Source organism: Arthrobacter sp., from assembly GCF_030540645.1.
GTDB lineage: Bacteria > Actinomycetota > Actinomycetes > Actinomycetales > Micrococcaceae > Specibacter.
Map to the genome: position 1 here is coordinate 1 of NZ_JAUNVV010000095.1, position 12,701 is coordinate 12,701.

Annotated in this window: 13 protein-coding genes and 1 tRNA gene; 8 read left to right on the forward strand and 6 right to left on the reverse strand. The window is 61.2% G+C overall.

Annotated elements, in window-relative coordinates; genetic code table 11:
• The 3 genes from Q4P21_RS14215 to Q4P21_RS14225 form a co-directional block, all read left to right on the forward strand.
• Positions 1 to 508 (forward strand): hypothetical protein (locus Q4P21_RS14215; protein ID WP_303389397.1); only part of this gene is annotated, 508 nt, incomplete at its 5' end.
• Positions 509 to 633: 125 nt separating this feature from the next.
• Positions 634 to 1,245, forward strand: coding sequence for a hypothetical protein (locus Q4P21_RS14220; RefSeq protein ID WP_303389398.1), 612 nt, complete (start codon positions 634 to 636; stop codon positions 1,243 to 1,245).
• Positions 1,245 to 1,874, forward strand: coding sequence for an RES family NAD+ phosphorylase (locus Q4P21_RS14225; RefSeq protein ID WP_303389399.1), 630 nt, complete (start codon positions 1,245 to 1,247; stop codon positions 1,872 to 1,874). The genes Q4P21_RS14220 and Q4P21_RS14225 overlap by 1 nt, the downstream gene beginning before the upstream one ends.
• 105 nt (positions 1,875 to 1,979) lie before the next feature.
• Here Q4P21_RS14225 and Q4P21_RS14230 read toward each other — a convergent pair whose 3' ends face one another.
• On the reverse strand, positions 1,980 to 3,788 hold the full coding sequence (locus tag Q4P21_RS14230) for a plasmid pRiA4b ORF-3 family protein (RefSeq protein ID WP_303389400.1): 1,809 nt from the start codon (positions 3,786 to 3,788) through the stop codon (positions 1,980 to 1,982).
• 314 nt (positions 3,789 to 4,102) lie between these two features.
• Between Q4P21_RS14230 and Q4P21_RS14235 the strand changes: the two genes are divergently transcribed.
• Positions 4,103 to 5,545, forward strand: coding sequence for a DUF5129 domain-containing protein (locus tag Q4P21_RS14235; protein WP_303389401.1), 1,443 nt, complete (start codon positions 4,103 to 4,105; stop codon positions 5,543 to 5,545).
• Positions 5,546 to 5,624: 79 nt separating this feature from the next.
• On the opposite strand, the gene Q4P21_RS14240 is transcribed toward Q4P21_RS14235, so the two are convergent.
• Positions 5,625 to 6,623: a D-glycerate dehydrogenase gene (locus Q4P21_RS14240; protein ID WP_303389402.1), complete on the reverse strand. Its 999-nt coding sequence runs from the start codon at positions 6,621 to 6,623 to the stop codon at positions 5,625 to 5,627.
• Between the two features lie 4 nt (positions 6,624 to 6,627).
• Positions 6,628 to 7,920, reverse strand: coding sequence for a CynX/NimT family MFS transporter (locus Q4P21_RS14245; protein WP_303389403.1), 1,293 nt, complete (start codon positions 7,918 to 7,920; stop codon positions 6,628 to 6,630).
• A 196-nt stretch (positions 7,921 to 8,116) separates the two neighbouring features.
• On the opposite strand from Q4P21_RS14245, the gene Q4P21_RS14250 reads away from it, so the two are divergent.
• Genes Q4P21_RS14250 through Q4P21_RS14260 form a run of 3 tightly spaced genes read left to right on the forward strand, consistent with a single transcriptional unit; the run spans position 8,117 to position 10,267 of the window.
• Positions 8,117 to 8,323: a helix-turn-helix domain-containing protein gene (locus Q4P21_RS14250; protein WP_303389404.1), complete on the forward strand. Its 207-nt coding sequence runs from the start codon at positions 8,117 to 8,119 to the stop codon at positions 8,321 to 8,323.
• Positions 8,320 to 9,582, forward strand: a complete 1,263-nt coding sequence (locus Q4P21_RS14255; RefSeq protein WP_303389405.1) for a type II toxin-antitoxin system HipA family toxin — start codon at positions 8,320 to 8,322, stop codon at positions 9,580 to 9,582. The genes Q4P21_RS14250 and Q4P21_RS14255 overlap by 4 nt, the downstream gene beginning before the upstream one ends.
• Before the next feature lie 58 nt (positions 9,583 to 9,640).
• Entirely contained in the window at positions 9,641 to 10,267 is a 627-nt protein-coding gene (locus Q4P21_RS14260; protein WP_303389406.1) for a TetR/AcrR family transcriptional regulator, read from the forward strand.
• 39 nt (positions 10,268 to 10,306) lie between these two features.
• Here Q4P21_RS14260 and Q4P21_RS14265 read toward each other — a convergent pair whose 3' ends face one another.
• Together Q4P21_RS14265 and Q4P21_RS14270 are read right to left on the reverse strand one after the other, a co-directional pair.
• Positions 10,307 to 11,125 (reverse strand): LytR C-terminal domain-containing protein, encoded by an 819-nt coding sequence (locus tag Q4P21_RS14265; RefSeq protein ID WP_303389407.1) that lies wholly within the window; start codon positions 11,123 to 11,125, stop codon positions 10,307 to 10,309.
• 61 nt (positions 11,126 to 11,186) lie between these two features.
• Positions 11,187 to 11,486, reverse strand: a complete 300-nt coding sequence (locus Q4P21_RS14270; RefSeq protein ID WP_207343393.1) for a type II toxin-antitoxin system VapB family antitoxin — start codon at positions 11,484 to 11,486, stop codon at positions 11,187 to 11,189.
• 120 nt (positions 11,487 to 11,606) lie between these two features.
• Between Q4P21_RS14270 and Q4P21_RS14275 the strand changes: the two genes are divergently transcribed.
• Complete coding sequence (locus tag Q4P21_RS14275) at positions 11,607 to 12,494, forward strand: hypothetical protein (protein WP_303389408.1); 888 nt, start codon at positions 11,607 to 11,609, stop codon at positions 12,492 to 12,494.
• Positions 12,495 to 12,605: 111 nt separating this feature from the next.
• On the opposite strand, the gene Q4P21_RS14280 is transcribed toward Q4P21_RS14275, so the two are convergent.
• A tRNA-Ser gene (locus Q4P21_RS14280) sits at positions 12,606 to 12,693 on the reverse strand.
• Between the last annotated feature and the right edge of the window lie 8 nt (positions 12,694 to 12,701).

Consider the following 12,701-nt stretch of genomic DNA (forward strand, 5'->3'; position numbering starts at 1 on the left):
ACTCAGCCTCCAGGACGAATTAGCCAGCATAGAAGGACTTCGAGCACAAGGCTTTGAGGGTTTCATTCGGATCTGCGATTTGACCCTTCAAGACATTCCTCCAGAACCTGGAATCTATGCTGTCGTTTGGGACGGGGATGGACTGCCGCCGGTGGCCGAGATGAGTGTTGGTGGCTGGTTCAAGAAGAAGAACCCAAGCGTTTCGCGTGCCAAGGCCATGTCGCGGCTAATCCCCGGAGTCCAACTCCTGTACCTCGGGAAAGCGGGATTAGGCTCCAAAGCCAACCGAGGCCTGCGCAAGAGGGTCGGTGAGTACCTCAGGTTCGGTCAAGGAGAACCGATTGGACACTGGGGTGGCCGGCTCATTTGGCAGATTCAGGACCCTTCACAGCTTCGCATCGGGTGGAAGATCATCGACGATGCCGACCCGGAACACGTTGAGAAAGCCCATCTTCTGGCGTTCAAGGAAGAATTCGGCCAATTGCCGTACGCAAACCTTCGGCTCTGACACCCACACACACGGCAATCAGAGGCAACCGCTAGTCGCGGCAAAAGCGATGCCGACGGGGGCACTCGAGCCCTTCCACAGTTGTCAACGGTGGCATAAACTGTGCATTAGGAGGTTTGGACGCCATGGATGTGCAGGAAATCAAGGCCAACCGGAAGGGGACGCCGGGCGGGGGCTCGGTTGCTGACTGGATCGCGGCCCGCGGCCCCTCTTTTACCGAAGCTGACCTCACCGAGGCCCTCGACGATCAGATGCGGGCCTCCGGAACGGTCAGCCTCTCGGCGCGGGACCGCTCATTCTGGGATTCCAACGCTGGCATCAATGCCGCAAAAGCTGATGTGGCCGCTGCCGCCGCCAAGAATATCGTGTCTGTCCTGGCATCGGACTCAGCTGCCCTGACAGCCCAGGAACTGGCACGGAAACTTAAGTTGTCCTCGTCGACAATCAGGCATTACAAGTCCGCGGGAAGGCTCTATTCATATGAGCGACATGGGAAGCTGCACTTCCCCCTGTGGCAATTTGCAGCCGACACGGGCCAAGCCCTGCCGGGTCTATCTGCTGTCCTTGCCGCCCTCCCTCGTGACGCACACCCGCAAACCATTGCAGGCTTCTTTCAAACACCACAGCCGGACTTGGTCATTGACGGGGAAGCATCTTCGGCGAAAGAGTGGCTGGAGTCCGGCGGTGACCCGGATCCGGTTGTTTCAATCGCCAACGACATCTCATTCGGTTTCTGATGGTGGACCAGTATCCGCCTGCCATCGATGAGTTGCGAGCACTGGGCATCGAAACAAGGACACTTCCCCTGAGAACGGTTTTGTGGCGAATCCACCAGACCGATTCTCTCCACGCGCTGCCGTGGGACCAAGTCCGGACGTGGGGTCCGCTGCCCACTGCGCGGTGGGATCCGCATCCACTGCCGCAAGGTGAGCATGGCCCACTCGGCGCAGCCTATCTTGGTTGCGATGTGCCCACCTGCCTTGCTGAATCATTTCAGCTCACCCGTTTCGTCGATGTGGATTCAAATGCCCCCTACATCACCGCCTTCCAAACGCGACAGGAATTGCTTCTGGCGGACCTCACAGGGGAATGGCTGCTGAAGGCAGGCGGCTCAGCGCAAGTGGTCTTCCAGGAAAAGGCCCGTACACAGGCTTGGGCGCGCGCCATCCACGCCGCATGGCCCAACCTTGGCGGGCTCATCGCCCCATCAGCCATCATCGGAGGACACGATGTCATAGCGATATGGTCCACGGACGTGTTCCCGCCGGCACCCGAGCTGTCAGTGCCACTGAACTCCCCCGCCATCCTCGCCGACATTGCCGTTGCATCCGCCCAGATTGGCTTTGGCAGCAACATCGTCATTTGAGCACCACACTTCCAGATTCATCACTCTCGTCAAGCGAAACGTGAGCTGCCGCTGGAAGGCAACGCCCCGGCGTCGTGCGTGGGAAACGGCGTACGCCTCCGTGGGTCAGAAGAGGCGGATCAGGTCCTCATTCAGATCGTCCTTGATGAACTCCTTGGGATCCAAGTGCTCTCCGGGAACCATGCCCAACCAGTCCCGGTATTCCAGGTGTTCCTCGTGCGCGGGATTGTTGACGGCCTCAACGATCCCTGACCATCCCCACACTCCGCCGCTGTCTTCTGCAGGGCCACGGCCGCGACCACCGGTGCAACGCACAGCCGGCACACTGGCATCGGCGGGAAGAACCTTCTCCACCGCAATGCTGTGCTCCCAATCGTCGCCAAAGTCATAGGTGTAGGCGATGGTGTCGCGCTCGGCGGCCAGCAGGTCCCCGATGGCGGTTGCGGCCTCATCCAGGGGCGGATCCTCAAAATGATTTCCGGCTCCCGCCACCCCATATACAGTGCCCGGATAGCCGCCCACACGGAACTCATGCAGGTGGTAGTCCAACCATTCAAAGGAGGCCTGAATGATGCGGTGCAGCTGTCCCAACGACAGGTCTGAGCGCACCAGCAGCCTGCGCCAAATGGGTGGGCTGGCCTGCTTGATGGAGATCTTCAGCTGCAGGATCGGCGCTTTGGGGTTGGGTTTGAGCGTTGCGGCCCGTGCGGTGCTGGCCTCGAAGGGGTCAAAGTCGTCTTCGTCATCATTTTCATCGTTAAAAGCGTCGGCGAGCGCCACCGCCATGCAGGCCACCAACGCTGGCGGCACTTCCACCCGCGCCCCCAGTGTGACGACACCCAACTCAGCCAAGTACTCCAAGTCCGCCCGCACAACCTCCCCGGTGAGCTTGTCCTCAAGAGGTCCGACGCCGACGGTCAGCAGCGTGTCAATGCTCTCCATCTGCGGCGGGGTGTCAGTGGTCGCAGCCACCAAAATGGCGGTTTTGACGGAAGCTGCCTCAATCAAGGCCGGGTCCCAGACTTCACCAGTTTGCATGGACAAGGCCACAAATGCCGCAGTGAATTCACGCAGCACCTCGAGTCCTTCAAGATCCGGCTGCTCCAGAAAGCTGTCCGCCCACGGCGTCGGCCAGGCTCGCGTTGCGCCTACATCCATGAGGCCTGCCACTTCCAACGCTGCCCAGAAGAGTGCCAGCTTGGGTTCCTCATGCATGGACTTGACGCTGCGGACTGCAACATCCGGAGCAGGCTCACCGGCGAGGAGCGCTTCGGGCTGGTACTTGGCTGACGGCTTTACACCCTTGGCGCGGACACCTATTGCCGCCGCAGCACCCTCAATGTCCTTTAGCCGCAAAGCGCCTGTCGAGGTGACATCCTTCCCGGTTCCCAACCAGCGCAGCAGCGCCTCCATGCGCCGGGCCAGTTCCGTTCCGGCCAGGCCTTCCAGTTCCTGCGCCGGGGTCAGTTCAGGGGCAATGATCTGCGGCATCCCTGATTCCTCCGACTCCGCATGGAACAAGGCGTGAACGGCAAGGAGGTGTTCTTCCGGGCCTGTCCAGGCGCCGGTGTCGGCGAGGAATTCGATGTACAGGTGCACGGATTCAAAGATGAAGTCCAGTTCTTCCTCATCCTGTCCCTCCACGCCCTCCATCAGCTGCGAAAAAGCGTGCCCGAAGGGAATCGGCTCAAAACTGGTCACGTCCGCTGACGGCGTGGACTCAAAGTAGAGCCCGGCAACGGCTTTGACCGGTTCCAGCAACAGAAGTGCTGTGTCAGCGGGGAAGTCCTGAGCTTGTTCGCACCAGTCGACAAAGCCCTTGGTGACCGCACCGATGGCCCGCTCAGCCCGCAGCGCGCCGACGGAGGTGCCACGGATCGCGCCCTTGCTGCTGCGCTTGTTTTTCTTTGTCATTGCTTCCTGTCTCCAAATGGGGGCCGGTCACTTCTCCCCACCAACTCTAGCCATTGTCACCACAGCGGCGAATTACTGGATCACCCTGCTGTCATCAGGCGACCCAGCTGCTTTCAGGACCCTGAACTCCCAACTCCCAAAAAAGTTGGGAGTTGGGGGCCCACCTCGAATCGAGCGGCCAAAATACTGCCCGCCTGCATCGACGCACTAGCCAGTGTGCCTGTTTCCATCATGCCTTTTTCCTCCGGCGACTGACTGTGATTGACCCGCGCCGGTAGAGTCGTAGGTCAACGCTGCTACGGAAATGGGGAACAGTGAAGAAGTTTCTGGGAATTCTCGCCCTGACAATCATGGCCATTGTGGGAATCGCTCCCGCAGCTACCGCAGCTACACCGACCGAGGTGGTTATTGAGGACACCGCAGGGGTGCTGTATCAGCCACAGCTACTGCCGGCCCTGGAAAAGATCAACTTTCACAAGCCCACCAAAGTGGCCGTCTACACCCGCAACGGAACGAAAAGCGACAACTTCAACGAAGAAGTCCTGCGCTACGCACGTGTCAACCATCCGGAATGGATCAGCGCCGACGGACAGAAGTGGGCGGATGGCTTGTTCATTTTTGCCTTCGATCCAGTGGGCCGTCAGGTGGGCACTTACATGGGCGAGGACCGAAAGGTGTCACTACAAAAACGCGAAGCCATTCAGGACGCCGCAAAGAAACTCTTTGTCGAAGCCCAGTGGACGGATGGAACTATTGCGGGAGTAAAAAAGGGGGCCTCTCTGATTAACCAGCCGTGGTACCTCTCCTTGGGCTTCATCATCACCGCAAGCATCGCCGGCGGCGTCGCCCTCCTGGGTTTCGGCGCCCGTGCCGTAGTGCGGTCCAATAACCGCAAGAAGGCCACCGAGCATCTCAAGCGTGGGGACACCGCATACTCCAGCGTGAGCTTTGCCTTGGATGTCACCGAGCTTAACGCAAAAACTATCCCTGAATCGTCCACCTACGGAGCTCTGGTGCTGGAAAAGTACCGCGACTTTAGCACTCGCTACCATGAAGCCAGCACTCTGAATCAGCAGGTTCACTCGCTCACTCAGAAGGAACTCTCCAAGGGCGCCAACGTCAAACTGGTTGGCAAATATGCCGATCTTGCAACGGAGCTGGACGATCTTGACGACGTCATTGCAGACACCAACACCCTACTCAACAGGTTTGCCGGCTGGGAAGGCGCCTGGGACAGACAGTCCCAGGCCTTGTTCAACGACCTGAACCAGCTCCCGGCGTTGATCTCGCAACCCGAAGCTCAGGGAATGCCCACGACCACGTCCCTGGCCTCACTTCACGCCCAAAGGACTCAGAGCCTCCAACAGTTGGCCGCCGATTTCCAATCGGAGCTCATCTCTCCCGAAGTCGCCCTAGACCAGCTCCGGGACATTCGCGCCGAATTGACGGGCATGTTGCAGCAGCATTCAGAGCTCATGATCAACAAGTACGCCAAAACGAGTTCTGAGAAGCAGCACATGCGCGACACCATGGACCTCAACCGCAGGAATGACGCGCAACTGGGCAGGTCCACCATCTTGGGATCCGTTTACGGCTGGAACATGTTCTACTCGGTGCATTCCTTCAACCACGGCTACACCACTGCCCGCCAACAGGTCGACACCTCACGCAGCAGCTCCAGTTCAGGAGGCAGCAGCAGCGGATACGGTTCCAGCGGCGGCAGCTTCTCCGGTTCAGGCAGTTCCTCCAGCTTCTAGTACGACGCCGGGTGCCCGGCCAGGTGCCTTCCCGCACGGCCGGGCCGGTCGCCGGCACCGGCCCGAGCCTACGTCCGCGTTATTCGGCGCCGCGGAATGCTTCCGGGTTGACCGCAAATTCCGGCATTTCCCCCTTGCCGATGGCGATGGCATTTCTGGCCGCCAGCACAGCCATCTTTCCGCGCACAGGAACGGTTGCGCTGCCAATGTGCGGCAGCAGCACGGTGTTGGGCAGTTCGGTCAGCCCGGACGCCAACTCCGGTTCATTCTCATAAACATCCAGTCCGGCCCCGGCAATCACGCCTTCGCGAAGCGCCGTGACCAGGGCGGCCTCGTCAACCACCGGGCCCCGCGAAGTGTTCACGAGGAAGGCCGAGGGTTTCATGGCGTTCAGCACCGCCGCGTCCACCAGGTGCCGCGTCTGATCATTCAGAGGTACGTGGATGGACAGGAAATCCGCCTGCGCCACCACTTCGTCCCACGGCAGCTGCCTGACCTTGCCGGCAAACTCGCCTAATTCATCAGCGGAAACAAACCGCTCCTGCGGGGGCCGCGGCGAGAAGACAACGTCCATGCCAAACGCCAACGCCCGGCGGGCCGTGGCCCGGCCAATCCTGCCGAAGCCGGCCAGGCCCAGCACCTGCCCGGACACATCGGCGCCCATCAGCAGCTCCGGGTTCCACCCGGCAAACTGTCCCGAGCGCACCAAGGTGTCTGCCTCAACCACGCGCCGAGCTGTGCCAAGTATGAGCAGCATGGCAACATCCGCGGTGGCATCAGTGAGCACACCAGGGGTGTTTCCCACCAGGATTCCATGCTTGGTGGCCGCCTCCACATCGATGTTGTTGAACCCCACCGCATAGTTTGAGACTCCGCGCACCTTGGCCGCCGCCAGTAAATCGGCATCCACAGTGTCCCCCAGCCGTGAGAGCAGCACGTCAAAATCGCCGCTGGCACACAACGCTTTCAGTTCGGCAGTGTCCGGAACCTCGGGCAGCAAGGTGACCTCACCGGCGTCGTACAACAACTTCATGCCCGGCTCGGGGATGGGTGCCGTGAGCAAAATCCTGGGTTTCATGCGTTCACTGCTCCTTGAGCTCAACTACGTAGTCTGTCACCGGGGGCGCCGCGGGAACTGCAGCGGAGTCTTCAATGTACCGCTTGGCGTTGATCATCACCGCTCCGGTCAGCATCACCAACAGACAGGCCCCCAACGTTGCGAAGGACGCGGTCCAGGAACCGGTGACATCATGCAAAGTGCCAAAGAACAACGGGGCAATGCCAGCACCCGCATAGCCCAGGCCCTGGCTGAACCCGGACAATACCGCGGATCCATGCGTGGTCCGCGAGCGCAGGTTCACCATGAGCAGGGCCATGGCGAACGTGCCTTGGCCGAGCCCGGCAAACGTCACCCACAACCATGTTCCGTCCAGCGGGGCCAGGTACAGGCCAAGGTGCCCGGTAGCCCAGAAAACGGCGAAAACACACACGGCGATGATGGGATTCTTCAGCCGTGGCACCCACAACGGCACAAGCAGGCTCACCGGCAGTCCCAGAATGGCAAAGTACGCCAGCGCCGACCCTGCCGCCGCCGTATCGACGCCCTCTCCCGAGAGGTAGGGAGGCAGCCACGTGAAATACACGTATGTTTGCGCCGAGTTGCCAGCGAGGAAGATCGCCAATCCCCACGCCACGGGTGAGCGCCAGGGCCGCAGTTTTGGGGTTGCGCCCTTCCCCACCACCTGCCCGGGGTGGGGTGCCTGCCCTGGGAGGTGGCCGACGTCGTTCTTCTGGCTGCGGTCTCGCAGGAATTGCATGATCCACGGCAGCAGGACGAGCAAACTGACCGATGCCCACATGCCCATGGAAACGCGCCAATTGGTGGCCTCCGCGACCGGCACAGCAAGCTGCGGGCTGATGGCCGTGCCCACCGCCAGGAGTGTGACGTACCCGGCGGTCACCAGCCCCACGCGGTCGGGGAAGTACTTTTTCACGAGCGGCGGAAGCACCACGTTGCCGATTCCGTAGCCGGCCATGATGACGGCGGTCAACCCCAAAAAGGGCCAGACCTGGTCGGTGGTGACACGGAGCAGCTGCCCCACCAGAGCCAGCACGACGGCGGCCACCAGCACCTTTTCGAGGCTGAAACGGCGTATCAGTACGGGGGTCAGGAGCCCAAAAATGGCAAAAACGAGCGGTGGGAGCATGGCTAGCAGCCCAATGGTGTTGGCGTCGAAGCCAAGTTCGCCGCGCAGTTCGTTCAGCAGTGGCGGCACCACCGACACTGCTGAGCGCAAACTCACGGCCATGACCATGATGCCCAGCAGGGCCCCAATGCGGCCGGCCCATGGTCTTTTTGCTAAGTAGATGCTCACTGTTCAACATTAGCGAACGTGGGGTGGTTGCCTTGACGCTGTAATTTCCAGCCCTTGGCGTGCCAGCCTGCTGACAGCACAGCAGATATTCTGCATGATCGTGTCGAAATTGGAGTTGGCGGGCATAAGATGGAGCCACGCAGCACCCCTGCTGCCCGTCAAAAAGTTGCTGCAAGCTCCGCGGAAGGCAAAAACCATGAACGTTGCCGAACTGGGGGCCGTACTGCGCTCGCGCCGCAAGACGCTCAACCTTACACAGAGCGAAACGGCGGACTTGGCGGACATTTCCACTCGCGTCCTGAGCGACTTGGAAAATGGGCGGGAAACGGTGCGCTTGGACATCCTGACAGCCGTGGCCACTGCCTTGGGCATGACTTTGAGTTTGAAAGTCAAAGGGTCGTGAAGGATTTTGCCCAGGCAAAGTCGGTAGCCCAGGCAGTGATCTATAAGAAGGGCCGTGCGGCTGCGACGCTGACCCGCCATCCAAGTTTGGGCGTCGTTTTTACGTATCTGCCCAGTTACCTCAGTGGCGGTGGCCCCCCAATAGCGTCCACGTTGCCCACCCTCGACGTTCCCGTCACGCTGGGCCACGGCGGTGTACCGGCATTTTTCTCCGGCCTGCTCCCGGAAGGCGAACGGCTGGCCAAGCTGCGGTGGGCTGCGAAAACCACCATCACCGACGAATTCTCACTGCTGCTGGCCGCCGGTGAAAACCCCGTGGGCGACGTCCAGATTGTCCCCGCCGGCGAGAAGCCGCAGACCCTGCCCGCCATGTTGGCCATCGCCAAGACCGTGAACAACGTCAACTTCTCCGACTATGCGACCATCCCCGGACCCGTGGATCCTTCAGCACTGGCTGGCTTGCAGGACAAGGTCACCGCCTCCTACCGCCACGACAAGGATCCCACCCGCGCTTACATCCTCAAGTTCAACGACGCCGGCCACGCGCGGCAGGTTGAAGCGGAGTTCCTGCTGTTGAACAAGGCCCGGGCCCTGTCCATCCCAGTGGCACAAGCACGTTTGGTGCACGACGCCGCAGGCCACGCAGGGCTGCTCGTCTCACGGTTTGACCGGTCCCCCACCGGGCTGTTGGCAGTTGAGGATTGTGCCCAGTTGATGGGTCTGGGGCCCGCCCGCAAATACTCCGTCCCCAGCGAAGCAGTGGCTGCTGCGGCCATCAACATTTGCTCGGCCAAGGCGCTGGCCGCCCGCAACATCTACCTGCAATTCCTTTTCGCCTGGCTGACGGGCAACGGCAACCTGCATGCCAAGAACATTTCAGTGGTTCAGCAGCCCAACGGCGAATGGCTCGTCGCCCCGGCCTACGATCTCCAATGCACGCTTGCCACAGAAATTGAACAAGGGTTTGCCGCCGGTGTGCCCGGTGGCATCGTGACCGATCTTCCCGACGGAGATCCCTCACGTGATCCGGGCATGGCACTTCCGGTGGGTGGCAGTGCCGGCAGCCGAACAGGCCTGATCCGCACCGACTGGCTGCGCTTTGGCCGCGACCTGCACATTCCTGAACGACTGGTCACCAAATGCATCGACAAGGCCCTTTCTGCTTCTGCCATAACCGCGGCGGAACTGCCGTTTGAGCGCCACGTCAGCGCCGCCGTCGTCCGCGTTTTGCGGCTTCGCCGTGCCGCCATGCAACGGTGACCCGCGCACAAAAAGAGCATGTGTACTTTTACTGACGTAATGACGCTAAAATAGCCGTATGCCACGAATAGCCGCCCCAACGAACGCGGCGCAGCGCGAGCAGACGCAGCGCAAAATCCTCAACGCCTTTGGTGAACTTTTGTTCACCCACGGCCTACCCGGCCTGACCATGACAGACGTTGCCCGCACGGCAGGGGTGGGTAGAACCGCCGTGTACAACTATTTTGCCGACCTGGAACAGCTTCTGGTGGCCTATGCCCTGGATGAAACCGGTAAATTTGTCACGGAACTGAAGGCCAAGCTCGGCGGCTTGGAGAATCCGGTGGACCGGCTCTCCGTGTATGTGCGTGCCCAGCTGGAAGACCTCACCCGCCGCCACCTGCCACCCGGGCCTGCCATGCGGTCGGTGCTGTCCAGTGAGTCGTTCTCGAAGTTGGGCGTCCACGTGGGCGAACTCAATTCGCTGCTGATGGGCATTCTGCGCGACGGCATGGACCAGCGTTTCCTGCCCGAGGCGGATGTGGAGGGGCTTGTTCAACTCATCCACGGCTCATTGACGGCGAGCGCTTCACGGCGCAACACCGACATCCCGGACGAGGAACACATTGCCGCGGCCGTCAGATTCATTCAAGCCGGTGTGGGTGCGTCCTTTGATGCCGAAGGTCGTCCGGTCGCCCGGGACTAGCTTCAGAGGTTCGCTGCGCCGATCGCAGCGGGCGGTGCGTTACCCCGCGGCAGGCGGGGCCGGCTTTGCAGGCGGGGGCACGGCACTCGGTGGCGGGCTTGGTGGCGGGCTGAGCCGCGGGCAGGAGAGCACTCCGGGTTCTGTATTCACCGCTGCAGCGTCCACGAGACCGCTGAAACTACTGGTCACGATGACGTCCACCGTACTGTCTTTACGGTCGTCCTGGACGTATTCGGAATTGGCGAAGTTACGCTGCATGCTCAATGCCGCACCGTGTCCGTCCTTGCCGGAAACAACTATGGTGGGGGCAACATATTCAGTGGCCTGGTTCTCCACCACACCGATGACGAAGCCACGCGCTTTCAGCTCCTCAGCCACCTTCCCTGCCTGCCCCTCAGTGCTGCCTCCGTTGAAAACATTGACAGTGACGTCCTTGTTTTCCGGCAGTTTGAGGGTTTCAACGGGACATGTCACGGGTGCGGCTGCCGGTTTTCCATTTCCGAACTTCAGTTCAAGTTCCCCGCGCTGCACCATTCCAGCCAGTACCAGCGCGGCAACCACCAGCGCCAGCAACAGCACCAGAACCGCACCGTGTGTGATGCGTCGGCGCACCATGGAGGAATCAAACTCCGGAGTCTCCGGTTCTGGAAAGGTGGTGGCCAGGCCCCGCTCATCAACAATGTGGCGGCCATTCCACGACGTTCCGTCCTTGTTCCTCTTGCGTTGTTGGCGCTGATCATAGGCGGCGTCCTTGGCCTGCCTGCGCGCTTCCTTGGCAGCGCGGCGCCTTTGCCGAACTGTCAGCAGCACATCGTCGCCGGGCACCGCGCCGTCGTACTTGCCAGCACTCGGTTTCACGCCGCTGGGTGGAAAAGCGGGTTTCTCCGGGGGAACACCCGAAGACGGGTCCCCAAGCGGCCTAGTCATCCATCACCAGGACCCGGGCATGCATGACGCTGCGCTGGTGCAAGGCGGTGCGAACAGCCCTGTGCAATCCGTCTTCCAGATACAGCGTGCCCCGCCATTGCACGACGTGTGGAAACAAATCGCCAAAAAATGTTGAGTCTTCGGCCAACAGCGCGGCAAGGTCCAGTTGCGCCTTGGTGGTGACCAAGTCCGCAAGCCTGACCTGGCGCGGCGCAACGCCTGCCCAGTCCTTGGGCGTCACGTAGCCGTGGTCCGGGTAGGGGCGTTTGTCGCCAATTGCTTTGAAGATCACTCATTCAGACTAGGGACTACATGCCGCTATGGGAACTTCCGCCCCATTTCGCGTAACGGTGTGTTGCCAAATGGTTACCGAAAATGCCACTTCGGCGGCCGGTGCTGGGAACATGGGTGCATGACACTTTTGCAACCGCCCCTAGCCCTGCTGCTCGATGTGGACGGGCCGCTGGCCAGTCCGGTGACCCGCCGCGTGTCGCCGGAGATCATCGCGAGCCTGATTGAGCTGGTGGACCGTGGCATACCCGTGGTGTTCAACACCGGCCGCTCCGATGCCTTTATCACCGAGCAGCTGATGGTGCCGATGCTCCAGGCCGGGCTGCCCGAGGGGTCCGTTGTCCACGCCATTTGCGAGAAAGGCGCCGTCTGGTTCAGCTTCACCCAGGACGGACCCGGCCCCGTGCATGTGGATGAGTCCCTGGCCATGCCCACGGCGTTTGGCGACGCCATCAGGGAACTCGTCAGTCGTTCCTACGCCGGACACATGTTCTTTGACGAGACGAAGCGGGCCATGGTGTCCGTGGAGCAGCACATTGAGGTTGAGAGCAGCTCCTACTTGGCGCAGCAGTCCAAGTTCGACGCCGATGCGCTGGCTCTGCTGGCTGAGCACGACCTGGGTGCGGTGAGGCTTGAGCACCGGGCGCCGGCGTCAACGGGCCGGGTCGACTATCGGGTGGATCCGTCCATCATCTCCACGGATATTGAATCTGTTCGCCTGGGAAAGGATTTGGGTGCCAGCCGCGCTGTGGAACTGCTTGCCGCACAGGGCATTGTGCCGCAAGCGTGGCGCACGGTGGGTGATTCCCGCACCGATTACGCCATGGCCGACTGGCTGCACCACCAAGACCACCCCGTCAAGCATGTGGATGTGCGCCCCGCCGACGGCGTCCCGGACAAGCCCTACCCCGTCAAGACTGCAGCAGACCTTGAGCTGGGCGATGACATTGTCAATGACTTTGCTGGCGCAGCGTTCCTGCAGTTCTGGCTTGACGCGTTGGAACAGTAACGGAAGCTGCCGCGCCGGTGATCGAGCCAGCACCCGCGATCGAGCCGGTCGAGATCCACCAACAGTTAAACGACGAAAGGCCCGGAATCTCAACGATTCCGGGCCTTTCATTGGCGGAGGATGGGGGATTTGAACCCCCGAGGGCGTTAACCCAACACGCGTTCCAGGCGTGCGCCATAGGCCGCTAGGCGAATCCTCCAGCTTGCT